This window comes from Pseudomonas wuhanensis, from assembly GCF_030687395.1.
GTDB lineage: Bacteria > Pseudomonadota > Gammaproteobacteria > Pseudomonadales > Pseudomonadaceae > Aquipseudomonas > Aquipseudomonas wuhanensis.
In genome coordinates this window covers 3435102-3461154 of the sequence record NZ_CP117430.1, presented here as the reverse complement: position 1 = coordinate 3461154, position 26053 = coordinate 3435102, and the positions used below count along the sequence as shown (strand labels likewise).

The following is a 26053-nucleotide window of genomic DNA, read 5'->3' as shown; positions in this document are numbered from 1 at the left end:
AGACCTATGGTGTAGTGTCAGACGGCATGCGCGATGGGGGAGCGTCGCAAAAACAATCGCAAGGGCAGCAGGCACAAGAGCCCCGCGAGACCGGCCATCAAGGCAAAGGCTTCAAGGCTGTCACCGGCACCCAGCTCAGTGATAATCGAGCCGCCGCCACCCATGACGGCGATGGAAATCATACCAACCATGGCCGACACCAGGCCTTTGCTGTCGTCGCTGGAAAACAGTGCGAGCCGGTAGAGTGCGGCATTGCTCATGCCAAGACCGATGGCGTAAAGGGACAGGCAACTGACCAACAGGACTGTTGAAGTGCCGGTAAAAGAAATGACGGCCAAGGCGATGAGGCCGCCGCAAAGTGGCCAGAACGCGTAGCGAATCAGTTGGGGTAGCTCAGTATTGGCAATCAATCGGTTGAGTATCAGATTGCCGAAAATGACGGCCGCAAATACCGGGATCTGCCATAGGCCATAGCGCAGCGGGGAAAGCCCCTGGTGCTGGATCAGCAAGAGTGGCGCCAGCCCGATCCATGCAATCAGCGGCAAGCTCATCAGGCCCAGGGCGACGGTTGCGCTCAGAAATGGCGGGTTGGTGAGCAAGGCTGTATAGCGGCGCAGCGTACCGCCCCATTCAAAAGGCACTGCCGTCAGTCGCTGTCCGTCATGGCGCAAGGTGCCCACGGTTTCCGGCATGAACAGGTAAAGCCCGAGCCAGGCTATCGCGCCACTGACCCCCAAGAGTAAAAATAGCTCCCGCCAGGAGAGCCATTCCAGCATCAGGCTGCCGAGCAAGGGCCCCAGCAGCGGGGAGAGCAGCGCAACGTTTCCCAGCAACGCCATGATTTTTACTGCGTCGGCTTCGCAGAAGATTTCTTGCAAGGCTGGATAGCTCACCGCGATGATGAACCCCAATCCCATGCCTTGAATCAGCCGCAAGCCGTTGAAGGCAAGGATGCTCTGTACGTTGAACGCTGCGGTGCAGGCGAAGGCGAATACAGCACAACCGATCAGCAGCGTCCTGCGACGACCGAAGTGATCTGACAACGGACCGATTAACCATTGCAAAAAAATGCCCCCCGCCAAATAAAGATTGAAGGCGTAAGGAACATGGCTCGGGCTGGCATTCAATTGATGGGTTACGGTCAACATGGCCGGCATGATCATATCGCTGGCCATATAAGTCAGAAGTTCGAAAAAAGTTATTGCAAGGCAAAACCCAAGTAATCGAGGTGGACTTATATCTATTAAAGGTTTGCGCATGACGTTCCTGTTGGTGCTGGAAGTTTGATCGGACAGCAGGACAAGAATAGCTATGAGCCATGTGGCGTTTCATTGGCTTATTTGAAGCTAGAAATTTCAAAACCTTTCGCTGTGTGTCTGATTGGAAGTTCAAGGGGGAAAAGAGTGGGGTTTTGTAAAAAAATTACAGCTGGATAAGAAATAACCCTATAGGAAAAGTACCCGCTATGGAGCAGGCATTTGTACGGGGTTTGTAGGATAAATACTTCATCACTATGAGTGAATAGTCGGCCATTCAGTCGTCGAGGAAACGATTTCACGCTATCGATGCTGATAGTCACCGTAGAGCGAGCAGGGGAATCAGCGGCGTGATTTGACGGAGCATTTCAAAATCCCCATGGTGATCGCCGCAATGAAGTCAAAATGCTTCATCGGCTGTAACATGAGTTCCCGATTGCAGCCCTCATTCCCGCGCAAGCGCCGGGGCTTTGCATGCGATCGGATACAAACCGGATACATTTTTTGGTTCAGGAACCCGCAATGACCCAGTCGCAACGTTTGAAATATTCGATTCTGATTTCCCTGGTGGTACTGGGGATCATGTTCGGCCTTTCCTGGCTGCAAAATGCAGGGATGATCACAGAGCAGTTATTCCAGTACATCGCCATTGGCGTGGCAGTGCTCGTGGTGGTGATCAATGGCGTAATGCGTCGCAAGGTCAAGCCTTGAGCGACGCCTCTTGGCTGGATTGCTCGCTAAAAAGGACAGCAGCAGCCTGTGGATGCAGGCTGTAGCTTTTGTCCGGATTGAGGGTGATCACGCCTTCACCGCACAAGCGTTTCAACACTTCCCGGACGCTGAGAAAGGACAGGGGAATGTCCAGGTCCAGCAAGTGGCTGTGCACGCCCCGCACGCCCAGGCTGCGGTCGTTTTCGGCGGCGGTCAGCAAGGCGTCGATGACTTTCAGGCGAATCAGGCTGGTACGCAGGCCAAAACTCTTGAGCAAAAACCTGATCCGTTCGTTGCCGTGGCGTTCGGCTTGTTGATTGAAAACGCCGGAGCCCAGGGTGCTGGCTTTTGGCGCATGGCTACCGTCCGTTGGCAGTTGCGGGTTGTACATGCAAAAACTCCTTTTCAGAGCCTGATCAGGAAAAAGTGATGGGTGCTCTCAATCAATAAGACGAACGAGCCAGGCAAATAATGAAGACCCGCATGTAGAAAATTTGTCGACGTTACGTCAGCGGCCCGTGAGCCGGGCGTGGGGACGCCCTCAAGGGCCTAAATTTTTGCGGTTTGCTTCGTTTAAAGGGGAGGCGCATTGCGTGTCATACGTCTTTTCGATCAGGAGCGAGCGTGATTATTTCCAGGCAGTTAACCAGGTTGAGCCTTGCGGGTGTGTTTCTAGGGCTGAGTCTTGCGGCAAATGCGCGCAACCAGCCAGAGCAGGCGACTGCCGAGATTCGTCGAACCAGTTTCGGTGTGCCGCATATTCGGGCCGACAACGAGCGAGGCCTGGGCTATGGCATTGGCTATGCCTACGCTCAGGACAATCTGTGCTTGCTGGCCAATGAGATTGTCACTGTCAATGGCGAGCGCTCCCGGTATTTCGGCCCGGACCAGTTTACCGTCGAAGAGCGCGGGAACCTGGCCAGCGATCTGTTTTTCAACTGGCTGAACACCCCCCAGGCTGTCGCCGCTTTCTGGCAGGCGCAAACACCTGAAGTCCGCGAACTCATCGAAGGTTATGTGGCGGGTTACAACCGTTCGCTGACAGAACGTCGGGCGCACGGTTTGCCGCAGCAGTGCCAGGGTGAATGGGTGCGCGCGTTGACTGCGCAGGACCTGGTCAAGTTGACCCGACGTCTGCTGGTCGAAGGCGGTGTGGGGCAGTTTGCCGAAGCGTTGGCCGGCGCTACCCCGCCGAAAACCGTTGCCCATGTGGCGGGCGAGCCCGCGTCTTTTCAACTGGCGGCCTCACGCATGCAACGCTTCGCCCTGGATCGAGGCAGTAACGCCGTGGCGGTCGGCAGCGAGCGTTCGTTCAACGGTCGCGGGATGTTGCTGGCCAATCCGCACTTTCCGTGGGTGGGCGGGATGCGTTTCTATCAGATGCACCTGACCATTCCGGGCAAGCTGGATGTCATGGGCGCCGCGTTGCCCGGCCTGCCCATGATCAATATTGGTTTCAACCAACACCTGGCATGGACCCACACCGTGGATTCGTCCAAGCACTTTACCCTGTATCGCCTGCAACTCGATCCCAAGGACCCGACCCGTTACCTGCTGGATGGCAAGTCCTTGCCGATGAAAAAGCAGACGCTGACGGTGAACGTGAAGCAACCCGATGGCCAGACCCGGCAGATTTCCCATGTGGTCTATAGCTCGCAATTCGGTCCGATTGTGCAATGGCCCGGAAAACTGGACTGGGACAACCAGTTCGCCTACAGCCTGCGCGATGCCAATCTGGATAACGACCGGGTTTTGCAACAGTGGTATGCGATGAACCGTGCCGCCAACCTTAAGGATTTGCAGGCATCGGTGCACAGGATTCAGGGGATTCCGTGGGTCAATACCCTGGCGGTGGACGATCAGGGGCAGACGCTTTACATGAACCTGTCGGTGGTGCCGAACGTCAGTGCCGACAAACTGGCCAAGTGCAGCGATCCGCGGGCCGGGTTACAGATGATCCTGCTCGACGGCTCCAACAGCGCTTGCGCCTGGGATATCGACCCGTTGGCTGCGCAAAAAGGTATCTATGCGGCAGACAAGTTGCCGCAACTGTTGCGCAAAGACTTTGTGCAGCATTCCAATGATTCGGCCTGGATGGCCAACCCGGCGCAACCGCTCACCGGTTTCTCGCCGTTGATCAGTCAGGACAATCAGCCATTGGGGCTGCGTTCGCGCTTCGCACTGGCGCGTCTGGGCACCTTGAGCAAGGCCGGCCCTGTCGCTGCGGCCGATCTGCAACACATGGTGATGGACGATCAGGTGTATCAGGCGGCCCAAGTGATGCCGGATCTGCTGCAATTCTGTGCCGCAGATCTCGGTACCGATGCGCCGACGCTTATGCCGCTATGTGCCAGCCTCAAGGCCTGGGATCGCCGTGTGAATCTGGACAGTGGACTGGGCTTTGTCCATTTTCAGAATGTCATGGTGCCGTTACAGCAAATCCCTGATATCTGGCGTGTGGCGTTCGACCCGAAAGATCCGCAACACACACCGCGTGGCCTGGCAATTGAACGGCCAGACGTCGCCAAAGCGATTCGGGCGGCGATGCTGGCTTCGGTCGAACAGGTAAAATCCCTTGGCCTGAAAGCCGATAGCCGCTGGGGCGATATCCAGGTGGTCAGCAGTGGCGGGCAGCAAACGCCGATCCACGGCGGGCCGGGTACGCTGGGTGTGTATAACGCGATCCAAAGTGTGCCGAGAACCGACGGCAAGCGCGAAGTCGTCAGTGGCACCAGCTATTTGCAGGTGGTGACGTTCGATGACAAGGGGCCTCAGGCTCAGGGCTTACTGGCATTCTCATTGTCCAGTGACCCGGCGTCGAAGTATTCCCGGGACCAGACACTGGCCTTTTCGAAGAAACAGTTGAGTGTGTTGCCATTTACCGAACAGCAGATCACCTCTGATCCGCAGTACCAGGCTCAGACGATTCGCGAACAGGATGAAAAAGCAGGGAAAATCGCCGCGCAGTAGTCGCAAGAGCGTTTGAATCAAAAGTGAAGGCCGCACCCCGCAAGGGTGGCGGCCTTCAGCTTTTTGGGGCTTGTTGCGGGATCGAATTGAGGACCGGATTGCCGTCCTTGTTGCGGGTCAGATAGACCGGCAGCACCTTGGGCAACGAAGCCACCAGGTTATTGAGCTCTTTGATGTTGTAGATACCGCCGAGGCGTATCGAGCCGGTACTGTGGTCCGCGATCATGACTGGCTTGTTCAAATAACGATTGATCAAGGGCAGGGCGTCGGTCAGCGTCAGATCATCGAGCACCAGTTTGCCGCTGCGCCACGCCAGCGAATGGTCATTGGTGGAGGTCTGGCTGATTTGCGGCGAAAAGTCGCCGTGCCGGTAACGCGCCTGCATGGCAGGCTCGAGACGCAGACCCTCACCGGGCAGGGTACCGTTGCTGGTCACCAGCACAGAACCTTCGATCAGGTTCACGCGTACCTGGTCTTCATACATCCAGACGTTGAATTGGGTGCCGGTGACGCGAATCCTGCCATCGGCTGCCCTGACGATGAATGGATGCTGCAGGTCATGACTGACGCTGAAGAAGGCTTCGCCTTTTTTCAGCGTGACACGACGCTGGTCCTTGTAATTGCTGAACGTCAGTTCACTGCCCAGGTTCAGCTCCACCTGACTGCCGTCGCCCAGCGTGACCTGACGAACATTATCGGTCGCCTCGAAATGCTGGTAGGCATTGGGCAGCCAACCCAGGTTCCATCCGGTATAGGCCGCTAGCGGCAACGCCAAGGCGCAGACGGTGGCTGCAATGCCGAAAGTGCGCCAAGGCATTGTCGGTTTGCCGCGAACAGTCGGCGCGGGAGACTCGGGACGAGGCAAATCGCCCGCAACCTCCCAGATCTCCAACATGGCTTCGTACTCGAAGGCGTGCAGAGGATGGGCATCACGCCATTGCTCGAATGCCTGACGCTCTTCGGCCGTGCAGTCGATTGCATGCAAACGCATGCACCAGTGCGCAGCGGCATCGGTGATGGCGTCGTATTGAGCTTGAGAGAGAGTGTGGTCGGTCATTGACTCATCCTGATTTCCCGCATTCTAACCTTGAGGGGAAGTCTGCGAGAACAACCGTCATGGCAATTGCCCATCAAAGTGCAACTTATTTTTCACCCGCATCCCCTGAAAAACAGGGCGTCGTCAGGCAGTATCCACAGATGGAGTGAAAAAATGGTCAAGGTCAGCAGGACTGAACTCTGACCCGGACGAGAAAAGCAGGTGCAGATCGGGTGACCTGCGCCTGATTTTATGTGCTTCAAGTCAAACCGTTATGGGACTGGCACCGGATCCAGTTGTCGGCCCATTTCACATATCAAGCGAGCGACCGAGTCGGCGTTGCGCAAAATGGTGTCGATGCGCAGATTCGCATTTCGTGGATTGAGGAAGGCGTTGCGAGCTTCATCCATCGTCGTGCAGCCCGTCGTTGTGAGGATGTCCTTACCCACATGCTCCAACCCCTCAATCGAGTCCAGACTGATCCATGCCTGGATTTGTTCGTTCCAGCGCGTAAACAGTTCTTCTCTCGGGGTGGCCAGGGACAATGCTTTTCGCTGGAAGTCCTGCTGCGTCTGTTTGATTACCACACCGAAACCGGTGACGGTGGCGATGAGGTCGGTGAACGGACGCCTTGCCTCAACCGTCGCAATATCCACGGTTTTTGAAAAAAGATGGGAAAACTCATGAATCAGGGTCGCGGCCCGGGAATGGTCGTCAACGTCGAAAGGCTCAGTCAGACAATACTCGTACCAGTCGAGTTTCGGGTCAAAAAACCTCTCAGTGAAATGCACACGTCTCTGAGCATCGTCATTCACAACAAAAGCGATCGTACTGTCGAGCCAGTCTGTGTTTGAACCGACCACAAAACGATCGGTATTCAACAAATCCTCGTTTGGGTCCACCAGGGCCTTGCAGATAGGAACGATGACTTTTTTGATTTTGTCGAGAATATTGGAATCGAGATTGTCAGCATCAAAAAAGGCTTTAAGAAAGGTATCCAGCCGCGTCCCCGGCTTCAGGTGTCTGAGTTGCACCAGGTTATGCAGACTGTTGAACGCGTAGTAGCGAGCCAGGTCTATGGCTTGCACGATCATGCGTGCTTTTTCCGGGTGTTTTCTCCGAATGTCTTCCATTCCCCGTGCTTCGATATTCAGCACGCTGTTGATTACGCCATTGGAAACATATTGGTTGTGCATTTTCGACAGGGCTTTGCCGTAGTGAATCGTATGTGAGTCCGGATCGATCACCCATTGCTTGCCAGGCGCTGTCAGTAACGCGGGCCCCTGTTGTTGGTCGTTGATCATTCGCCAGATCGCCCCGGTTTTGGCGACGCGGTATACCTTTCCGTCGACCGGTGCGTAGGTTCGTTGGCTGGTCGCCTCCAGATAAGTGCCATCAGTCGTGCGCCTGGTCAGATCTTTCAACGCCACAGCAGTGGTCTCAAAAGGCTGTAAAACCGTGCGCGTTGGTGCTGTCGGTTTTACTTGCGACCATTGCGGGACAACCAACGGCTGAGCAACAGGTGGCGTGGTGGCCATTGCCGGCGCCGACTCGAGAGACTCCTCCAGTGACAACCGTCCCAACGACACCAATTGCGCGGCACCGGCAATAAACGTCTGCAATGCCTGTTTCCAGTGATGATCCTGCAGCGCTTCGGCGGAGTCTTTGAAGTCTTTGTAGCTTTGCCACAGAAACAGCACATGGGAGAGTTTGCCCGGCAACAGGCCCGAAATCAGTCTGATACCAGAGCTGAACAAGTTTTTGGCGGCTTCCCATTCTGCCTGGCCGGTGATTTCGGAGTGGCAGCCGAGGATGTTCGAAAGAAGGCTGACGTTATCGCGGAACAACTGTGCAAGCAGGTTGCCGCTGATGGGGGCGGAGGCGAGGGTGATCTCGCTCTGTTGCCCGACGGTGGACTTGAGCAAGTTGCTGAATGAAGACTGTTCAGCCTCGGGAAGCCTGCGAATCATCAATTCCTGAAGTAGCCCTGGTGTATTAATCGCTGAGATAACGCTGGCCTCGTTCTCGAATTCGGAGAATATGGGGCCTGCGTGGTAAGGCGCATAGAGGATTTGCGGCCCGGCATGTCCGGCACCAGGACCGATCAGGTACAGGCCCAGGGTTTTGACCGCTGCGGCACCTGCGGTCTTGATCATTTCCAGCGGCCTGACGATGGCGTGGGCACCTGCTACCGCCGCGCGGGCGATCGCGTCCGGCATGTCGAGAACCTGCCAGATCAAATCAAAGGCGCTGCCGGAAAGACGTTGCTGCAGTTTCAGCGCATGAGCGTGTTGCAGCAGTTGCCAGGGTAGTTGCTGAATAAAACGTTGCATTCGACTGTCGGCATCGGTGCCGGCCTTAGTCAATGCATCTGTCACGCGCTTTGCATAATCGCTCTGGATATTCAGTGATTGCACAAGCTGGCGCACGGTGTCCTGATTCAGGTGCACGGGAAGGGCTTGAGAAGTTGTCGAGGCAATCTTGAACCCGGTGCCTTGAGCCGCGTTGATAGGGTTCAGGGCAAATTCGGTCAAGCTACGCGACGGCCCGGCCAGGGCCAGGTTTGGCGTGATTCTGATGTGATCGGGGTTCAGTTGCGTTCCAGGGAATCGGCTGCCAATCAACGATACCAATCGGTCATGCACATAGGACGTCAGGGGCTGGATCCCGTGCAAGTAGTCTTTGTCGTCGGTGACGCTGTTGCAGTATTGCTCCAGCAGTTCGATGTGCAACTGCTGTTCTTCGACAGGGGCCATGCCGAGCCACGCAGGCAAGGATTGTTGTCGGGTGATTGCCTGCGAGATCAACGTGGCTCTTTGCAAGTTGGTGTCGATAACCCTTTGCGTCATTTTTTTCAACGCTTTGATCTGCTGCGCACCGTCCAGCTTCAGGCTGCGCAGGTGTTCGCAACGGGCCAGGAAGTGGTCAATGGAGGATTGCGCAAGGTGCTGCAACACATGGCCTTCAATCAGTCGCAAGGAGTTGAGCTTGTAGCGCTGGTTGAATGTGCGTTGGGCCGGGCTGAGGTTTTCCAGCAGTTCCAGACGTTTGTTGGCGTCGAGCAGACGCCGGTTCAGTTCCGTCGTTGCGCTGTTGATCGTCGCAAAAACTTCCAGCCCGGCCGCAGGCGTCCACAGAATCGCCCGGCCCGAATGCCGGACATCGAGCCCGCCACGTTCGGTCAACAGTACGCAATGGGCCAGGGGGAGAACATTTCTCTGCCCGGTACGCTCAAGAATCAGTGAATAGGCATCAGGCTTGAAACCATTGAGGGCAATGCGCGTTTTTCGATCCGGTTGATCTGGATTGAGCACCGTATCGACAATGGCGCGGTCGCTACCCCGCAGCGTTGCGTTGAGTACCCGCAGGCTGGCTTCGCCGCGCAAACCCACGGAAAATGCGTGGGCCAGCCGGGGTTTCAGTTTGTCCAGATAAACGCTCTGTAGCGCCAGAGAGGCGATTGGCTGGGAGGCGAACTCCGTGCTGATCAGCGATTCGACAGCGCTGAAGGTTTTTACCAAAGCCGCTGTCTTGTCTGCCAGCACCATGGACGGCAGTTGGTTGCCAGACAACACTGGCCGGGTAGTCCAGCGTTCCTGAACATTGAGCGTCAGCAATTGATCGCTGATCATTGAGCGTATATCCAGTGCCTTGTCGAACAGGGCATGGAGGTCCACGGTGCCGTCGCTGTGGCGGTAAACCTGCAGAACGTATTCCATGTTTTGCAGTTGCTTGGTAATGATCGCCTCAAACAGCTTTTTGAATACCGACCCCGAAATCACCTCGCCGCAGACCTGTGGGTGGTTGAAACCGATGAACCGATTCCGTTCGTCCAGATTCAGGAGACCGTAGAGCTCGTCTTCGTGACCGACCGCGCTGAATTTTCTCAGCAAGGTGTCTTTGAGATCTTGATCGTCTTTCAGAACTTGAAGGCCCTGAGTGGGGGTGTAGAGGAAGGCATTGGACGAGGAATGACTGATCATCAGCGACCCCGCCAGCTCTACATAGTTGGCCTCGTGTTCCCAAAGACGCACGGTTTCAAGGCTGAGTGTCGAGGACGTGCCGGCTGTCGGCTGAATCAGCTGGTGCAAGGCCTGGCTCTGTTCAGGGTTGATGATGTCGGCTTCGCGTTTGATCAGGAACTCTGCGCGCGCCTTCTCCCGGATGGCCCGGCTGAAAAAGTCGCGACGGAGTGCGCCGTCGGCCGCTGCCGTGTCCCAGTAGTGCTGCAGTTTCCCGGACAGCAGGCTTATCAGTTTGCTGGAGGCGGTCTTTACAGCGGTTTCCCAGTGGCGCTGGTCGGTGCTCGCCGGCGCTTTTTCCGGATGAGAAAACTCGTGAAGCTGCCCGCTCGGCCATCGCTGATGGCGGTAGTACGACAGCACGGCGTCACTCAAGGACATGGAGTTGATCCAGCGGCGGCTCGGGGCACTTTCCTGGTTACCGTCATGGGGCGGTGCAACGGAGTAAAAGTTGAGTCGGGTCTGGCGTTGATCAACGCCCGGGAATGGCGACTGCAGCAACTCATCAAGCAGCGTAGTGAGGAGCGAGGTGAGCGTCGGCAGCTTGATCAACTCGTCCAGCATGGCCTGCTCGTTCATTCGCTGGTTATTGGCGATGACGGTGCGCTGGTCTTCGAATACGTCGCCCTCGATGGCCTGAAAGCTCACTTGAATACGGGGTGCGGCCGCCAGCGTTTTACGCGCAGACAACGACATGAAGGCCAGCAGGTCGTGGTCCTCGGTCGCGTTGTCCAGCTGACGTTTAAGCTGTTCGGTCAAGGCTGCGCGGCTGTCGAACTTCTTTATGCCGGCGTACGGGGTGTAGAGAATCTCCCCTTTGTCATCCGGAGTGAGGCTGAGCACGAAGCTGCCGGCCAAGGGAATGGGGCCCAGAGCGTCCGACTTGAGCAGAATTTTTTCGGCGAACATCGATGGGGTCTGTTGACTGCGTAATCTTTGGCTGGCCAGTTCCAGATGACTGAGCCATTCGAAATCCTTGCGCGTCAGCCCATGGGTTTTACCCAGATCATTCCAGTGGCTGGGAGCGCGCAGGGCCTCGGGGAAAAACAGTGGGGCGGGAGGTGTGGGCATTGTCGAGTCTCGTTCAGGGCGCTGCGGGGTGCGCCTGTGGATTGAGGCTCAAGACTAAAAGTCGCGGGTGAGTCGAAGGTGGTAGATAGTTACCGCACGGCCACCCGATGTTCGTGCAAACAGGCGCCAAAGCAGCTTTTCGGCTCAATCGGTTCTGATCAGGTGCACCGGTTCAAGCGAAAGGTTGACAGGCTGCTGGTCGCCCGTTGTTAATCGGTTGGTTTTCGTACGCTGTTGCCCCCTCCAATAATTACTCTGGAGCTTCAGATGTCTGCGCCACACGATCATGTCTCTACTGCGGTTTCGCAAAACCTGTCCTTCGAAGCGCTGACGGCGTTGCTCGAGCAGATCTTCCTGCGCCACGGCACCTCAGCCGATGTCGCCAAAACCCTGGCCCTCAATTGTGCCGGCGCCGAGCGCGACGGTGCACACAGCCACGGTGTGTTCCGCATTCCCGGTTATGTGTCGACATTACAAAGCGGTTGGGTCAATGGTCAGGCGGTGCCGGTGGTCGAGGACGTGGCCTCCGGTTTCGTCCGGGTCGACGCCGCTAATGGTTTTGCCCAACCGGCCCTCGCGGCCGCGCGGTCATTGTTGGTGGAAAAAGCCCGCAGTGCCGGCATTGCGGTGCTGGCCATTCGTAATTCCCACCATTTCGCCGCCTTGTGGCCAGACGTCGAGCCGTTTGCCGATGAAGGGCTGGTGGCACTGAGCGTGGTCAACAGCATGACCTGCGTCGTGCCGCACGGTGCCGATCGTCCTCTGTTCGGGACCAACCCGATTGCCTTCGCCGCGCCCAGGGCCAACGGTGATCCGATTGTCTTCGACCTGGCGACCAGCGCTATCGCTCATGGCGACGTACAGATCGCTGCCCGTAAAGGCGAGCGTTTGCCGGCGGGCATTGGGGTGGACAGCCTCGGCCAGCCGACCCAGGACCCGAAAGCGATCCTTGAAGGCGGCGCGTTGCTGCCGTTTGGCGGGCATAAGGGCTCGGCGTTGTCGATGATGGTCGAGTTGCTGGCGGCGGCGTTGACCGGAGGCCATTTCTCTTTCGAGTTCGACTGGTCGAACCATCCGGGGGCGAAAACACCCTGGACCGGTCAACTGCTGATCGTGATCGACCCGAGCAAATCGGCGGGACAGAACTTTGCCGAGCGCAGTCAGGAGCTGGTCCGGCAGATGCACGGCGTGGGGCTCAAGCGGTTACCGGGTGATCGACGTCACCGGCAGCGTGCCAAAGCCAAGGCCGAAGGCATTGCGCTCGACGCTCAGACGCTGGCGAATCTGCGAGAGCTGGCAGGGCTCTGAGGTCCACCGCAATCCCTAATGTGGGAGCGGGCTTGCTCGCGAAAGCGGTGTGTCAGGCAACATCAATGTTGACTGTACCGCCGCCTTCGCGAGCAAGCCCGCTCCCACAGGTTCCGTACTGTTGCTCAATGGCTTAACGCCGGCCCAACAACAGCCCCACCACCAAACCGAATCCGGCGGAGATGGCTACGGTTTGCCAGGGATGACCCCCGATGTAGATTTCGCTGGCCTCGACTGCGGGCTTGGTCCGGTCACGCATACTGGAGACTGAACCCCGGGCCTGCTGGAGTTTCTGGGCGATTTGACCACGAAGGGTGTCCGCTTCTTCACCGACCAGTGAAGCACTACTCTTCAGCAGTTTTTCCGACTCTTCGATCAGGGCCTGAAGTTCGCTGAAGACCTGATCCTTGATTTGATCCTCGGCGACTTGATCGATGATTTTGCGGGCCATTGGAGTACTCCTTGCAGGTGAAAAGGCAGTGAACAATGGAGTCTGGCGCCATGGCAAAAGTTGCACAATTTTGCGTGGCGACTCCACCCTGAAAAAAAATCCAGGGCAGGACATTTCTTTCTACAGTGTAAGATGTCGCCTATTTTACGCAGCAGGTAATTCCCATGAGCTTCAATCTGGCCGACAAACCCCTTGCCGAGCGCGCGGCGCTGGAAGATGAAAAATCCCGTCTGTTCGAACTCTGGCAAAACAACCTGGGTAAATCCAAGGGCGAAGCCGCACGGTTGTTCGGTGAGCGTGCCAAGCGCAAAGGCAAATGGGCCGAGTGGGTCCGCGCCGAACTCGACGGCATGTCGCCGCCGGAATTCGCGAACATGGTGCGCAGTGAAGTCAATCGCCTGATGGCCGCTAAATAGGCTTCCAGCACGGACAGTTTCGAAATTGCCTGCGCCAGCGCCTACAGATGGGAAAAGGTCGCGATAATCGCCTCGCGCACTTTCAGCACCACCGGATCGAGCTGCGTGCTGGTGCGCCAGCCCAGTTCGATCGGGTAGCGTGGCAGCGCCAAAGGGCAGGGCAGCAACGCCAGTCCGCTGAGCGCGGCGATACTTCGAGCCGCATGGGCTGGAATAGTCGCCACCGCCTGGCTGCCCTTGAGCAGATACGGCAACGCCGCAAAATGCGTGGTCGACGCGCAGACCCGCCGACTCAGCCCCAACGCTGCCAGGCCTTCATCGGTAATCCCGATAAAACCGCCCGATGACACCAGAATGTGCTCGCGGGCGACGAACGCCTCAAGGCTGAGAGTCTCTTGTCCTTCGGCCAGACTGAGGGGATCCACCAGACACCGATAATCGCCTTCACCCAGCACCTGACGACTGAGCAAACGCTCGGCAAACCCGCCTGCCGTGATCGCCAGATCGATGCTGCGTTCCATCAAGGCCCGGGCGACGATCTGGCTATGGGTCTGGCGAAAGATCAATCGCAGTTTCGGCGCGCGATCAGCGATTTCTTCAATCAATCGTCGCCCGTAGGCAATTTCGAAATCATCCGACAAACCCACCGTCACCGAGCGCCCGTCGTATTGATGCGCAGCCGGATCGACCATCGCCAGGCTCTGGCGGCATTTATTCAGCGCATCACTGACCACCGGTTTCAACTGGTTGGCCTTGAGCGTCGGCGCAAGGCCTCGACCCGTGCGCACGAACAACTGATCGCCATACACCTCACGCAATCGACGCAACGCCGCGCTGACCGCCGATTGCGTCACGCCCAGACGCAGCGCGGCACGGCTGGCGCTGGACTCTTCATGCAGGGCTTCGAAGACTTTGAGCAAGTTGAGATCGACGGTCGCGATATTCATTTGGTTCATATCATTCAGCAGTGAGTCGGGCTTTATTCATGATCCTGTGGCGCCGCAGAATGAGCAACACCTCATTACTGACGGAGTTACCACGATGCCCAAGTCCATCGTTGCTGCGCTGCAAATCGGCGCGTTGCCCGGCGGCAAGGCCGACACCCTCGATCAAATCCTCTCCTGGGAAACCGCCATTATCGAATCCGGTGCGGCACTGGTGGTCATGCCGGAGGCATTGCTCGGCGGCTACCCCAAAGGCGAGGGCTTCGGCACGCAATTGGGCTATCGACTGCCAGAGGGGCGGGAAGCGTTTGCGCGGTATTTCGACAACGCCATCGACGTGCCCGGTGCCGAGACAGAAGCCCTGGCCGGATTGTCCTCGCGCACTGGCGCCAACCTGGTGATCGGCGTGATCGAGCGCACGGGCAGCACCTTATATTGCACCGCGCTGTATTTCGATCCGCAGGCCGGGCTGGTCGCCAAGCACCGCAAACTGATGCCCACCGGCACCGAACGACTGATCTGGGGCAAGGGCGATGGCTCGACCTTGCCGGTGATCGACAGCCAGGTCGGGCGGATTGGCGCGGTGGTGTGCTGGGAAAACATGATGCCGCTGCTGCGCACCGCGATGTACGCCAAAGGCGTGGAGGTCTGGTGCGCGCCGACGGTGGACGAGCGGGAAATGTGGCAAGTCAGCATGCGCCACATCGCCCATGAAGGACGCTGCTTTGTGGTCAGTGCCTGTCAGGTCCAGGCCTCACCGCAAGCCTTGGGCGTGGAAATCGCCAACTGGCCGGCGCAGCGTCCGTTGATTGCTGGCGGCAGCGTGATTGTTGGGCCCATGGGCGACATTCTCGCCGGACCGCTGCGCGACGAGGCGGGTTTGCTCACCGCCGAAATCGACACCGCCGACCTGATCCGCGCCCGTTACGACTACGACGTGGTCGGGCACTACGCGCGCCCGGACGTGTTTGAGTTGACGGTGGATGAGCGGGCCAAGCCGGGTGTGCGGTTCAACGCATAACAAATGTGTGGGCTTGCTCGCGAAGGCGGTGTGTCAGCTGATATTAATGTCGACTGACACGCCCTCTTCGCGAGCAAGCCCCACACACATTGGATCTTCAGCGCAGTTGAAGCCACTCTTCACGGGTGATCTCCCACAGTTCCTTCGGGAATCGCCCGCTGACGAAGTCGCCCTCTTCGATGTGTATCAAGCGCATGCCAGTACGTTCCGAGAGTTTGCGCGAGCCGATATTCGGCGCCGCTTTCGGCACGCGCAGCAACGGCCGGCCGAGTGTTTCGAACCAGTACTCGGTCACCGCTGCACTGGCTTCACCCATCAACCCCTGTCCTTGCCATTGCGGGGCCAGCCAGAAGCCGCGGTTATTGTCCTGTTCATTCATCAGGCTGACATTACCAATCAGTTGATCGGGCGCTGACTTCAGGCGGATCGACCAGTGCCATTCTTCGTCACGGGCCATCGCCGGCAGGGCAATATCACGCAGGTAAGTCATCGCGCCATCGGCGGGATAAGGCCACGGCACCAGGACATTCAGATAACGCACCACGTCCCAGTGAGGGAATTGTTGCTGGATGGCCTCGGCATCGGCCAGTTCCAGCGGGTGCAAAATCAGTCGTTCGGTGTAGAGCGTTGGAGCAGGGTGCATCGTGGGTGACTTCCTTGTACGGGCGGGCGATGCGCTTCATGCGCAGCATCGATTGTCGTCTAATCTTTAGGCGTTCACACCCCTGTCAATGGATGGACTACCCATGAGTTTGTTACTAGGCCCGATTCTGCAATTTCGTGGTATCAACAGTAATGTCTATAACGTGTCTGCTCTAGTGGTTTTACCTTTGGGCGGGTTATCGCCCAGCGTAAAAGTACCCAGCGGTGTCACCGCCGGCAAACCGTTGGCCACCGCCGATATCCCGTTGCTCAACCCTCAGTACCGCGTCTGGCGCATCGATTTCAAAGCGGTGCAAGACCAGAGCGTTGCCATTACCTACACGATCAAGATAGAGGGTACGGAGACCAATTTCGTCGTTCCTGCCGAGGGCCAGACGCCGCGCATCGCGTATGTGTCGTGCAACGGCTTCTCGGACCCCAAGGATATGGAGAAGGTGGACAGGAATAACGAGCGCTGGGAGCACATGTGGGGCGTTCATCAAGGCGAGCCTTATCACCTGCTGTTGATGGGGGGCGATCAGGTTTACAGCGACGACATGCGCAGCAATGTGTCGTCCATGAAAACATGGTTCGCCAAACCCTTCGCCGACCGTAAAAAGGCGGTCTACAGTAAGGTGATCGAAGCCGATCTGGATAGGTTTTTCACCCGGCTCTACCTGGAACGCTGGAAACAGCCTGAGGTGGCGAAAGTGTTCAGCGTCATCCCGACGGTGATGATGTGGGATGACCATGACATCATCGATGGCTGGGGCTCCTACGACGAGATACTGCATTCGAGTCCGGTGTTTCAGGGGCTGTTTGCCATGGCCAAACGCTATTTCAGGATTTTCCAGCAGCAACTGATCCAGACTCATCCTCACCTCAAGCCTTCCGCTGATACTCATCCCTGCGCGATTCCCGACACCGCTGACGGCTTTCACCTGGGGTTCACCGGTCTGGGCGAGTTGGCATTGCTGGTTCCCGACCTGCGCAGCGAACGTGCGCCGGATTTGACGGCCCCACGGGTTCAACAAACTCGGGTCATTTCGCCAGTCAGTTGGGATGCGATCTACGCTTGGCTAGGCAAGGTCAAGGCGCATAAGCACCTGCTGCTGATGTCGAGTATTCCCGTGGGTTACCTTGACTTGCAATCTGCCGAAAAGGCGTTGGATCTGCTTTCGGGGCAGCAGGAGCTCGAGGACGATTTGCGCGACCACTGGCGAAGCCTGCCCCACCGGGACGAACGCAAGCGGCTGATCATGCGCCTGCTGGATTTTGCCAATGCCGAATCATGCAAGGTCACGCTGGTGTCCGGCGATGTTCATGTGGCTGGGGTCTGCGTAATCGAATCGAAGTTGGCCCGGCATGGCAGCGACGGATCAGGGAAGATCTATCAATTGATTTCCACCGGCGTCGTCCATCCTTCGCCACCGGCCCTGGCGGTGCACTTTCTGGAGTCCATCGGCGGGAACCAGGAGCAGATCGACTACGCCATCACCGGAACCATGTTGCCCATCGGCGCAAGGGGGCGTTACCTGATTGCTGCTCGAAACTGGCTGGCGATAGAGCCTGATGAAGGCAGCAACGGCAAAACCCGGCTATGGGCCAACTGGCACATAGAAGGGCTCAAGCATTGTGTGACGCAGGTGATCGACCCCGTTATGTAGCGGCCGATGAACGTTACCAGGTCCCGGAGGTAGAACCCGGCAGGCTGAGTTTGCCGCGATCGACAAAACGCATAGTGCCGAACGCGCCGCCAGCCAATTTGCCCCGAAGCACGTACGGCAGATTATCCAGTGTTTGTGTCTGACTCAGGCCGAGGGTCTGACGCAGCACGGTGAACGCCGAAATGCTCACCGGCACCACTACCACCGCTTCGGAGAAACGGGGGATCGAGCCCGATTGGTCGCTGACGCCGGAGGCAAGTTGTCGGCCATTCACTTCCAGATTCAGCGCCACGCCGTTGTAGTCGATTGCCGTTTCATTGGGGTTTTGCACGCGCAGTTTTACCGCAAAACGCACTTCCAGTTCCTGGCTTGGCAGCGGCTCGATACCGACCACGTTGATGTTCAGCGGGTCGCGACTGGGAAACAGGGCACATGCACTGAGAGAGAGCAGCAGGAGGGACAGGGCAATTAATCTGCGCATGGACAGGCTCTCGTAAAGTAAAAGGCCGAACCGTGCATGGCTCGGCCTTCGAGCATTACGGACGGTTCAACTGTGCGACAACCACGGGAGGCACGGGTTCACCCTTGGCCGCAACATCCGGGTTCTGCATCACCTGAAGCACCGAGGCTTCCGGATCGAACTCGTCTTCTTCCAGCTCGATGAACTCTTCGGGCAAGAAGATATTCAGCACGATAGCGCACAACGCACCGACAGTGATCGGTGATTCGAAGATGTTGTGCAGCGCCTTCGGCAACTCGCGCAATACGTCAGGCACTGCCGCGACGCCCAGGCCCATGCCGAGGGAAATCGCCACGATCAGCATGTTGCGTCGATGCAGGCCGGCCTCGGCGAGAATCTTGATCCCGGCCACTGCCACGGTGCCGAACATCACCAGTTCAGCGCCGCCGAGCACCGGTTTCGGCATCAGTTGCAGCACCGCGCCGATCATCGGGAACAACCCCAGCACCACCAACAGGCCGGCGATGAAAAACGCCACATAACGGCTGGCCACACCAGTGAGCTGAATCACCCCATTGTTCTGGGCGAAGGTCACCATCGGCATGCTGTTGAACACCGCCGCCATCGCCGAATTGAGACCGTCGGCCAGCAGGCCGGATTTAATCCGGCGGATATAAAGGGGGCCTTTGACTGGCTGCCGGGAAATCATCGAATTGGCGGTCAGGTCACCGGCGGCTTCCAGGGGCGACACCAGGAAAATCACCGCCACCGGCACGAACGCGACCCAATCGAAGGAGAAACCGTACTTGAACGGTACGGGCACACTCATCAGCGGCACGGCGGGCAGGCTGGCGAAATCGACCTGGCCCATGAACCAGGCGACCGCGTAACCGAGGGCCAGGCCGATGACGATCGCGCCCAGGCGCAGGAACGGCACATCCACCCGGTTCAACACCACGATGGTTCCCAGCACCAGTGCCGCCAGCGCCAGATGGCTGGCGGCGCCGAGATCCGTCGCACCGAAACCGCCGGCGATGTCGGTCATGGCGACCTTGATCAGCGACAGGCCCATGAGGGTGATGATGGTGCCGGTTACCACCGGGGTGATCAGCATCCGCAGCTTGCCGATGAACTGGCTCAGCACCACCTCGATGAACGCGGCGAAAAAGCACACGCCGAAAATCGTCGAGAGGATTTCATCGGTGCCGCCGCCACGTGCTTTGACCATGAACCCGGCGCTGAGAATCACGCTGATAAACGAGAAGCTGGTGCCTTGCAGGCACAACAGGCCGGAGCCGACCGGGCCGAACCGTCGCGCCTGCACAAACGTGCCCAGCCCCGAAACGAACAGTGCCATGCTGATGAGGTAAGGCACTTCACTTTGCAGGCCCAGGGCGCTGCCCATGATCAGCGTCGGGGTAATGATGCCGACGAAACTTGCCAGCACGTGTTGCAGGGCGGCGAAGACCGTGGCGGTCAGATGGGGGCGATCGTCGAGGCCGTAAATCAGGTCGTTGTGGCGTGGGGCAGGGGCTTTTTCAGAGGCGGTCATGGTGGTTTGCGTGCCGAAAGGCGGGGCCGGGTCAGAAAATGGAGGCGCAGGATGCCAGCCGCGAGCAGCGAGGGCAACGCTAAACGGTACAGAGGGGCATACACAAAACCTGTGGCGAGGGAGCTTGCTCCCGCTCGGCTGCGCAGCAGTCGCAAACCCGGCACACGCGGTTTAACTGGAATATCGCGATAGCCGATTTTTGGGGCCGCTTCGCAGCCCAGCGGGAGCAAGCTCCCTCGCCACAGTGTGCGCCGGGGATTAAACGGGCGCCGCAAACGCCGCGAGCAAATCCTCTTCAAACGCCTTCTGCGCATCCCCCGGCACCTGAGCACGATGGCGCGCCAGGTGAAATGCCACCTCAAAACTCATATCGCCCTGGCGCACGGCGCGCAGCAATCCTTTGTCTTCCCAGCTGCGGGCGAAGTGATCGGGCAGGTAGCCAACGTGCTTGCCGGAAAGAATGAAGGCGAGGGTGCCTTCGACCTGCTCGGAACGCGCCGAACACCTCTTCCCCTGAAACGGCTCGTCGCTGCGCAGGAAGCGGTAGGGGTGATCGACCCGGTCGCAGGCCTGAAGTGCTTGATCGTCAGGCGCCTCATCGGTGAACAACGGATGCCCGGGGGCGCAATACAAATGCTGGGTTTCCGTGAACAACTCGCGGTAGTCAAAAGCGCTCTGCGCCTGTGAGAAATAACCGATCGCCAGGTCCAGCCGTTGTTGCAGCAACAACCGCTCCATCTCGCCGGGCATGGCGCTGATCAGCTCGATACGCACTGATTCATCCCGTTCGCGAAAGCGCCGGATCGCCTCGGCAACCCGTTGCAGCACCGACTGATCAAGCGCTTCGGACAAGCCCAGGCGCACTTCACCGATCAAGCGTCCGGCCACGCCGTTGGATTGATGTCGGAACGCTTCGATCGACTCGAACAAGGCGCGAATGGCAAGGAGCAGTTGTTCGCCCTTGGGGGTGACTTTGAACCCGCCCTTGCCGCGACTGCACAGGCGATAACCGAGCCGGGTTTCGAGCCTGGCCATCTGCTGGCTGATGCTCGACTGGCTCAGCCCCAGGTCACCCTGGGCCGCGCTGAAGCCACCGCATTCCACCACGCTGACAAACAGGCGCAGAAGGTGCAGGTCCAGGTCGTGAAGTTGACCGAGCATCAAACATTACTCCGCACTAAAGTCAGGATAACTAACTTGGTATTTTTCCAATGTAACTGACGACGCATTCTGCAACCACTTCCTCCGGTCAGGTGTTTGTCATGGCTCCGCTCTTCAAGCTGTGTTTACCCGCGCTGTTCCTCGCCATGGCCGTGCCGGCCCAGGCAGAGGAAAAAGTCCTCAATCTCTACAGTTGGGCCGATTACGTGGCGCCCGAGACCTTGCAACGGTTCGAAAAGGAAACCGGCATCCATGTGCGCTACGACACGTTCGATGCGCCGGAAGTCCTGGAAACCAAGCTGCTCACCGGCGGCAGCGGCTATGACGTGGTGGTGCCGTCGTCCAGTGTGCTGGCCCGTGGGCTGGCGGCGGGCGCGCTGAAGGAAATTCCTCACGATGGCCTCAAGGGTTACGCCAACCTCGACCCGGACATGCTGGAAAAACTGGCGGCGGTCGACCCCGGCAATCGGTATGGCGTGCCTTATACCTGGGGCACCCTCGGGTTGGGAATGAATGTCGAAGCAGTGCAGCAGCGCTTGCCCAACGTACCGCTCAACAGCCTGGACCTGCTGTTCAAACCCGAATACGCCAGCAAGTTGAAAGACTGCGGCATTGCGGTTCTCGACTCGCCGCAAGAGGTGATCGGCCTGGCACTGCATTATCTGGGTAAAGATCCCTACAGCACCGACAAGGCTGATCTGACAGCCGCCGACGCGCTGTTGCGTCAGTTGCAGCCATCGGTGCTGTACGTCGCCACCGGACGCCAGATCAACGATCTGGCCAATGGCAGCGTCTGCCTGGTATTGACCTACAACGGTGACGCGAGCATGGCTGCCGATCAGGCGCGCAAGGCCAACAAGCCATTCGAGGTGGCGTACCGCATTCCGCGGGAGGGCACGCTGGTGTGGCAGGACAATTTGGCGATTCCCAAGGATGCGCCGCACCCCGAAGCCGCCCGGGCCTTCATCGAGTTCATGTTGCGTCCCGAATCCGTCGCCGCGCTGACCAATACGCTGTTCTTCGCCACGGCCAATCGGGCGGCGACGCCATTGGTGGATGAGGCGGTGCGCAGCGATCCCGACATCTACCCGCAGAGCGAGGTGCGTGAGCGGCTGTATGCCGACCGCAGCATGAGCCTCAAGGACATGCGTCAGCGCACCCGTCTGTGGGCCACTTTCCGTAGCCGCCAATAAGCCCACAATAAGGAACACACTCATGGACGTCCCTGCACAGAACGATCAGGCCATGACCCGCGACAGTCTTTACGGGACTGCCGCCGAAAGCACCTACGCCGGTATCACCAGTTTCATGCGCCGTCGCTACAGCCGCGACTTGCGTGGTGTCGACGTCGTGGTCAGTGGCGTGCCGTTCGACACCGCCACCAGCAACCGCCCCGGCGCGCGTTTCGGACCGCGCGGCATTCGGGCGGCATCCACCGGGATCGCCTGGGAACGCCACTGGCCGTGGACGTTCGACCCGTTCGATCACTTGGCGGTGATCGACTACGGCGATTGCGCCTTCGATTACGGCACGCCGCAATCGGTGCCGGAAAGCATCGAAGCTCACGCCGGGCACATCCTGAGCGGCGGTTGCGCGATGCTGACGTTTGGCGGCGATCACTTCATCAGTTATCCGCTGCTCAAGGCGCATGCCCGCCAGCATGGCCCGTTGTCATTGATTCACTTCGATGCCCACAGCGACACCTGGCCGGATGAGGAGGGCAAACGCGTCGATCACGGCACGATGTTCTGGCATGCGGCCAAAGAAGGGTTGGTGGATCCATCGCGCTCGGTGCAGATTGGATTGCGCACCACCAATGACGATCATCAGGGCTTTCAGGTACTGGATGCGCGGCAGGTGCATCGGCAAGGGTGCGAGGCGATTGTCGAGGCGATTCGTGCGCGGGTCGGTGACCACCCGGTGTATCTGACCTTCGACATCGATTGCCTCGACCCGGCCTTTGCGCCGGGCACCGGAACGCCGGTGTGCGGCGGTTTGAGCACGGTGCAGGCGCTGGAGATTCTCGGCGGGTTGCGCGGGATCAACCTGGTGGGGATGGACGTGGTGGAAGTGGCACCGGCCTACGACTGCGCGGACATTACCTCACTGGCGGCGGCGACGTTGGCCATGGAGATGCTGTGTTTGTATGCGGCCAGGCATAAGGTTGATCGGTAACACACAAACCAATGTGGGAGCGGGCTTGCTCGCGAAGGGGCGTGTCAGTCGACATTAATGTGTCTGATCCACCGCATTCGCGAGCAAGCCCGCTCCCACAGGAGATTTACGGCAGGCTTAGGCCATTGCGCGGTGTTTCAGTAATAAGGTCAAACCGAGCCCGGTCACCGACAACAACGCCGCACTAAAGAAAATCCACGAATACCCCAGGTTCAACGCCACCGTGCCCATCAGCGGTCCGGCAATCGCCAGTGCCAGATCAAAAAACACCGCATAAGCACTCAAACCCGCTCCGCGACTGGCATTGGGCACTTGCTTGATTGCTTCCACCCCCAGCGCCGGATACACCAGCGACAGGCCGAACCCGGTCAGGCCGGCGCCGATCAAGGCATAACCCGTCGAGGGCGCCAGCCACAGCAGGACCAACCCGACGGTTTCAATGGTCATGCACGCGATGGCGGAGGTGAAGCCGCCGAAACGGCTGATGCTGGATATGAACAACAACCGCGCCAGAATGAAGCAGACCCCGAATACCGTCAGGCAGTAAGCCGCGCCGCTCCAGCCACGGCTGACGTAATACAGGGTAATAAAAGTGGTGAGCGTGCCGTAACCGATGGACGCCAGGCTCAGGCTCGCGCCGAAGGGGGCAATGCGCCCGAACACCGCCCAGAACGGCAAACGCTCGCCGCGGATCACCGGCACCGAAGGTTTGTTGCGGATCAACAGCAGCGCTAGCAGGGCCAGTAACGACAGCGCGATCCCGAGGCTTGTGAACCCCAGTTCAGCGACCATCACCACGCCCAATGGCGCGCCGATGGCGATGGCGCCGTACGAAGCGATGCCGTTCCAGGAAATCGAACGCGCCGTGTGCTCGACACCGACCTGGCCCATGCACCAGCTGATCGTGCCGACCCCGATCAACCCTTGAGCGATGCCCAGCAATAACCGGCCAGCGATCAGGATGATCAGGCTCAACCACGGCACACTTTGCAGCAGGGTCGACAGCAATGTCAGCCCGCCGCTCAACGCAATCCCCGACAAGCCGTAAACAATCGCCCGTTTGGTACCGATGCTGTCCGACAGACGCCCGGCCATGGGCCGACTGAGCAGGGTGGCCAGGTACTGAGAACCAATGGTCAGCCCCGCCACGATGGCGCTGAACCCCAACTGCTCATGGACATACCCCGGCAACACGGCAATCGGCAGGCCGATACAGAGGAAGGCAATAAAGGTATAGAAAACGATGGAGACGATCTGCAGGGTGATCGCTATTGAGCTTTGCGGGGGCAGTTGCTGCACAGACATGAGAGCTCGTTCGCGGGCGGCGGCAGGAGAACTGCATCATGGCGTGGGTGGGGAATAAAAGGAAGCAGGCTAACTATATTGGCCTTTGAATTTTGCAGCGTTATCGAGGGCCTCTTCGCGGGCAAGCCTCGCTCCTAGAGGTCCCGAGTTGTTCGCATTACGCGCGAACGACACAAAACCGTAGGAGCCAGGCTTGCCCGCGAAGGTGTCAGCACCAAAGCATCCCTTGGCCTTGAAATGCAAAAAGCCCCGTCACCAGGACAGGGCTTTTCAATTGAGGCTAGAAGCCGTCTTACATCAAAACACCCTGACTGCGCAGGTAGTCGTCATAGGTGCCGCTGAAGTCGATCACGCCGTCGGCGCTCAACTCGATGATGCGGGTGGCCAGGGACGATACGAACTCACGGTCGTGGCTGACGAAGATCAACGTGCCCGGATAGTTCTCCAGCGCCAGGTTCAGCGACTCGATGGATTCCATGTCCAAGTGGTTGGTCGGTTCGTCCATGATCAGCACGTTCGGCTTTTGCAGGATCAGCTTGCCGAACAGCATGCGGCCTTGCTCACCACCGGAGATGACCTTGACCGACTTGAGGATCTCGTCGTTGGAGAACAGCATACGGCCGAGGGTGCCGCGAACCAGTTGCTCGCCGCCCTGGGTCCACTGGCCCATCCAGTCGAACAGGTTGCAGTCATCTTCGAAGTCGTGAGCGTGGTCCTGGGCGTAATAGCCCAATTCCGCGGCGTCGGTCCACTTCACAGTACCGGCATCCGGAGTCAATTCGTTGACCAGGGTGCGCAGCAGGGTGGTTTTACCGATACCGTTCGGGCCGATGATCGCCACGCGCTCGCCGGCTTCAACCTGGAAGCTGAAGTCCTTGAACAGCGGCTTGCCGTCGAAGCCTTTAGCCATGCGCTCGACGATGACCGCCTGACGGTGCAGCTTCTTGGTCTGTTCGAAACGGATGAACGGGCTCACACGGCTCGAAGGCTTGACCTCGGCCAGCTGGATCTTGTCGATCGCCTTGGCGCGGGAAGTGGCCTGCTTGGCTTTCGAGGCGTTGGCCGAGAAGCGGCTGACGAACGATTGCAGTTCCGAGATCTGCGCTTTCTTCTTGGCGTTGTCCGACAGCAGTTGCTCGCGGGACTGGGTCGCTACGGTCATGTACTCGTCGTAGTTGCCCGGGAACAGGCGCAGCTCGCCGTAGTCCAGGTCAGCCATGTGGGTGCACACGCTGTTCAGGAAGTGACGGTCGTGGGAGATGATGATCATCAGGCTGGAGCGCTGGGTCAGAATGTTTTCCAGCCAGCGGATGGTGTTGATGTCCAGGTGGTTGGTCGGTTCGTCGAGCAACAGCACTTCAGGATCGGAGAACAGTGCCTGCGCCAACAATACGCGCAGTTTCCAGCCCGGGGACACTTCGCTCATCGGGCCAAAGTGCTGCTCAATGCCGATACCCAGGCCCAGCAACAGCTCGCCGGCACGGGATTCAGCGGTGTAGCCATCCATTTCGGCGAATTCGGTTTCCAGCTCGGCCACGGCCATGCCGTCTTCTTCGGTCATTTCCGGCAGCGAGTAGATGCGATCGCGCTCGGCCTTGACCTTCCACAGCTCTTCGTGACCCATGATCACGGTGTCGATCACGGTGAATTCTTCGTAGGCGAACTGGTCCTGACGCAATTTACCCAGACGCACGTTCGGCTCAAGCATGACCTGGCCGCCGGACGGCTCGAGGTCGCCACCGAGGATTTTCATGAAGGTCGACTTGCCGCAACCGTTGGCGCCGATCAGGCCGTAGCGGTTACCGGCGCCGAATTTGACCGAGACGTTTTCGAATAGCGGCTTGGCGCCGAACTGCATCGTGATGTTAGCTGTGGAGATCAATTA

General features: G+C 58.6%; 20 protein-coding genes. 8 read left to right on the top strand and 12 right to left on the bottom strand.

The window, feature by feature from the left end; genetic code table 11:
- Positions 1–17: 17 nt before the first annotated feature.
- Complete coding sequence (locus tag PSH88_RS15805; RefSeq protein ID WP_305421440.1) at positions 18–1259, bottom strand: MFS transporter; 1242 nt, start codon at positions 1257–1259, stop codon at positions 18–20.
- A gap of 519 nt (positions 1260–1778) precedes the next feature.
- Here PSH88_RS15805 and PSH88_RS15800 point away from each other — a divergent pair.
- Positions 1779–1967 (top strand): hypothetical protein, encoded by a 189-nt coding sequence (locus PSH88_RS15800; protein ID WP_305421439.1) that lies wholly within the window; start codon positions 1779–1781, stop codon positions 1965–1967.
- Here the strand turns inward: PSH88_RS15800 and PSH88_RS15795 are convergent.
- Positions 1957–2358 carry a fe2+ zn2+ uptake regulation protein gene (locus PSH88_RS15795; RefSeq protein ID WP_305421438.1) on the bottom strand — a complete coding sequence of 134 codons (402 nt, stop codon included), beginning with the start codon at positions 2356–2358 and terminating at the stop codon, positions 1957–1959. The genes PSH88_RS15800 and PSH88_RS15795 overlap by 11 nt on opposite strands.
- 233 nt (positions 2359–2591) lie before the next feature.
- On the opposite strand from PSH88_RS15795, the gene pvdQ reads away from it, so the two are divergent.
- Positions 2592–4937, top strand: a complete 2346-nt coding sequence (pvdQ, locus tag PSH88_RS15790) for a bifunctional acylase PvdQ (RefSeq protein WP_305421437.1) — start codon at positions 2592–2594, stop codon at positions 4935–4937.
- A gap of 55 nt (positions 4938–4992) precedes the next feature.
- Here pvdQ and PSH88_RS15785 read toward each other — a convergent pair whose 3' ends face one another.
- Both PSH88_RS15785 and PSH88_RS15780 read right to left on the bottom strand, forming a co-directional pair.
- Positions 4993–5994, bottom strand: coding sequence for a FecR family protein (locus tag PSH88_RS15785; protein WP_305421436.1), 1002 nt, complete (start codon positions 5992–5994; stop codon positions 4993–4995).
- A gap of 251 nt (positions 5995–6245) precedes the next feature.
- A complete protein-coding gene (locus PSH88_RS15780; RefSeq protein WP_305421435.1) occupies positions 6246–11066 on the bottom strand; it encodes a dermonecrotic toxin domain-containing protein in 4821 nt (1606 codons plus the stop codon).
- A 267-nt stretch (positions 11067–11333) separates the two neighbouring features.
- On the opposite strand from PSH88_RS15780, the gene PSH88_RS15775 reads away from it, so the two are divergent.
- Positions 11334–12374, top strand: a complete 1041-nt coding sequence (locus PSH88_RS15775; protein ID WP_305421434.1) for an Ldh family oxidoreductase — start codon at positions 11334–11336, stop codon at positions 12372–12374.
- Positions 12375–12507: 133 nt separating this feature from the next.
- Here the strand turns inward: PSH88_RS15775 and PSH88_RS15770 are convergent, their stop codons facing one another.
- Entirely contained in the window at positions 12508–12825 is a 318-nt protein-coding gene (locus tag PSH88_RS15770; protein ID WP_305421433.1) for an ElaB/YgaM/YqjD family protein, read from the bottom strand.
- A gap of 164 nt (positions 12826–12989) precedes the next feature.
- On the opposite strand from PSH88_RS15770, the gene PSH88_RS15765 reads away from it, so the two are divergent.
- Positions 12990–13241, top strand: coding sequence for a hypothetical protein (locus PSH88_RS15765; RefSeq protein ID WP_007897387.1), 252 nt, complete (start codon positions 12990–12992; stop codon positions 13239–13241).
- A gap of 41 nt (positions 13242–13282) precedes the next feature.
- Here the strand turns inward: PSH88_RS15765 and PSH88_RS15760 are convergent, their stop codons facing one another.
- Positions 13283–14197, bottom strand: coding sequence for a LysR family transcriptional regulator (locus PSH88_RS15760; RefSeq protein WP_305421432.1), 915 nt, complete (start codon positions 14195–14197; stop codon positions 13283–13285).
- A gap of 85 nt (positions 14198–14282) precedes the next feature.
- On the opposite strand from PSH88_RS15760, the gene PSH88_RS15755 reads away from it, so the two are divergent.
- The gene (locus tag PSH88_RS15755) at positions 14283–15206 is read left to right on the top strand and encodes a carbon-nitrogen hydrolase family protein (RefSeq protein ID WP_305421431.1); all 924 of its coding nucleotides are present in this window, start codon (positions 14283–14285) and stop codon (positions 15204–15206) included.
- A 97-nt stretch (positions 15207–15303) separates the two neighbouring features.
- On the opposite strand, the gene PSH88_RS15750 is transcribed toward PSH88_RS15755, so the two are convergent.
- Positions 15304–15849 carry a GNAT family N-acetyltransferase gene (locus PSH88_RS15750; protein WP_305421430.1) on the bottom strand — a complete coding sequence of 182 codons (546 nt, stop codon included), beginning with the start codon at positions 15847–15849 and terminating at the stop codon, positions 15304–15306.
- A gap of 103 nt (positions 15850–15952) precedes the next feature.
- On the opposite strand from PSH88_RS15750, the gene PSH88_RS15745 reads away from it, so the two are divergent.
- Positions 15953–17515 (top strand): alkaline phosphatase D family protein, encoded by a 1563-nt coding sequence (locus PSH88_RS15745; protein WP_305421429.1) that lies wholly within the window; start codon positions 15953–15955, stop codon positions 17513–17515.
- A 13-nt stretch (positions 17516–17528) separates the two neighbouring features.
- On the opposite strand, the gene PSH88_RS15740 is transcribed toward PSH88_RS15745, so the two are convergent.
- The 3 genes from PSH88_RS15740 to PSH88_RS15730 all read right to left on the bottom strand — a co-directional run bounded on the left by PSH88_RS15740 (position 17529) and on the right by PSH88_RS15730 (position 20688).
- A complete protein-coding gene (locus PSH88_RS15740) occupies positions 17529–17996 on the bottom strand; it encodes an LEA/WHy family protein (protein WP_305421428.1) in 468 nt (155 codons plus the stop codon).
- Between the two features lie 55 nt (positions 17997–18051).
- Positions 18052–19527, bottom strand: a complete 1476-nt coding sequence (locus PSH88_RS15735) for a nucleobase:cation symporter-2 family protein (protein WP_305421427.1) — start codon at positions 19525–19527, stop codon at positions 18052–18054.
- 258 nt (positions 19528–19785) lie between these two features.
- Entirely contained in the window at positions 19786–20688 is a 903-nt protein-coding gene (locus PSH88_RS15730) for a LysR family transcriptional regulator (RefSeq protein WP_305421426.1), read from the bottom strand.
- A 101-nt stretch (positions 20689–20789) separates the two neighbouring features.
- Between PSH88_RS15730 and PSH88_RS15725 the strand changes: the two genes are divergently transcribed.
- Positions 20790–21881, top strand: coding sequence for a polyamine ABC transporter substrate-binding protein (locus PSH88_RS15725; protein WP_305421425.1), 1092 nt, complete (start codon positions 20790–20792; stop codon positions 21879–21881).
- 22 nt (positions 21882–21903) lie between these two features.
- The gene (gene speB, locus PSH88_RS15720) at positions 21904–22863 is read left to right on the top strand and encodes an agmatinase (RefSeq protein WP_305421424.1); all 960 of its coding nucleotides are present in this window, start codon (positions 21904–21906) and stop codon (positions 22861–22863) included.
- Between the two features lie 117 nt (positions 22864–22980).
- On the opposite strand, the gene PSH88_RS15715 is transcribed toward speB, so the two are convergent.
- The gene (locus tag PSH88_RS15715; protein ID WP_305421423.1) at positions 22981–24168 is read right to left on the bottom strand and encodes an MFS transporter; all 1188 of its coding nucleotides are present in this window, start codon (positions 24166–24168) and stop codon (positions 22981–22983) included.
- Positions 24169–24460: 292 nt separating this feature from the next.
- Positions 24461–26050 (bottom strand): ABC-F family ATPase, encoded by a 1590-nt coding sequence (locus tag PSH88_RS15710; RefSeq protein WP_305421422.1) that lies wholly within the window; start codon positions 26048–26050, stop codon positions 24461–24463.
- Positions 26051–26053 lie beyond the last annotated feature (3 nt).

Excerpts from the sequence above, each read along its gene's own strand:
- PSH88_RS15805 (WP_305421440.1), bottom strand. The coding sequence starts at position 1,259 with ATGCGCAAACCTTTAATAGATATAAGTCCACCTCGATTACTTGGGTTT.
- PSH88_RS15800 (WP_305421439.1), top strand. The coding sequence starts at position 1,779 with ATGACCCAGTCGCAACGTTTGAAATATTCGATTCTGATTTCCCTGGTG.
- PSH88_RS15795 (WP_305421438.1), bottom strand. The coding sequence starts at position 2,358 with ATGTACAACCCGCAACTGCCAACGGACGGTAGCCATGCGCCAAAAGCC.
- PSH88_RS15785 (WP_305421436.1), bottom strand. The coding sequence starts at position 5,994 with ATGACCGACCACACTCTCTCTCAAGCTCAATACGACGCCATCACCGAT.
- PSH88_RS15780 (WP_305421435.1), bottom strand. The coding sequence starts at position 11,066 with ATGCCCACACCTCCCGCCCCACTGTTTTTCCCCGAGGCCCTGCGCGCT.
- PSH88_RS15775 (WP_305421434.1), top strand. The coding sequence starts at position 11,334 with ATGTCTGCGCCACACGATCATGTCTCTACTGCGGTTTCGCAAAACCTG.
- PSH88_RS15770 (WP_305421433.1), bottom strand. The coding sequence starts at position 12,825 with ATGGCCCGCAAAATCATCGATCAAGTCGCCGAGGATCAAATCAAGGAT.
- PSH88_RS15765 (WP_007897387.1), top strand. The coding sequence starts at position 12,990 with ATGAGCTTCAATCTGGCCGACAAACCCCTTGCCGAGCGCGCGGCGCTG.
- PSH88_RS15760 (WP_305421432.1), bottom strand. The coding sequence starts at position 14,197 with ATGAACCAAATGAATATCGCGACCGTCGATCTCAACTTGCTCAAAGTC.
- PSH88_RS15755 (WP_305421431.1), top strand. The coding sequence starts at position 14,283 with ATGCCCAAGTCCATCGTTGCTGCGCTGCAAATCGGCGCGTTGCCCGGC.
- PSH88_RS15750 (WP_305421430.1), bottom strand. The coding sequence starts at position 15,849 with ATGCACCCTGCTCCAACGCTCTACACCGAACGACTGATTTTGCACCCG.
- PSH88_RS15745 (WP_305421429.1), top strand. The coding sequence starts at position 15,953 with ATGAGTTTGTTACTAGGCCCGATTCTGCAATTTCGTGGTATCAACAGT.
- PSH88_RS15740 (WP_305421428.1), bottom strand. The coding sequence starts at position 17,996 with ATGCGCAGATTAATTGCCCTGTCCCTCCTGCTGCTCTCTCTCAGTGCA.
- PSH88_RS15735 (WP_305421427.1), bottom strand. The coding sequence starts at position 19,527 with ATGACCGCCTCTGAAAAAGCCCCTGCCCCACGCCACAACGACCTGATT.
- PSH88_RS15730 (WP_305421426.1), bottom strand. The coding sequence starts at position 20,688 with ATGCTCGGTCAACTTCACGACCTGGACCTGCACCTTCTGCGCCTGTTT.
- PSH88_RS15725 (WP_305421425.1), top strand. The coding sequence starts at position 20,790 with ATGGCTCCGCTCTTCAAGCTGTGTTTACCCGCGCTGTTCCTCGCCATG.
- speB (WP_305421424.1), top strand. The coding sequence starts at position 21,904 with ATGGACGTCCCTGCACAGAACGATCAGGCCATGACCCGCGACAGTCTT.
- PSH88_RS15715 (WP_305421423.1), bottom strand. The coding sequence starts at position 24,168 with ATGTCTGTGCAGCAACTGCCCCCGCAAAGCTCAATAGCGATCACCCTG.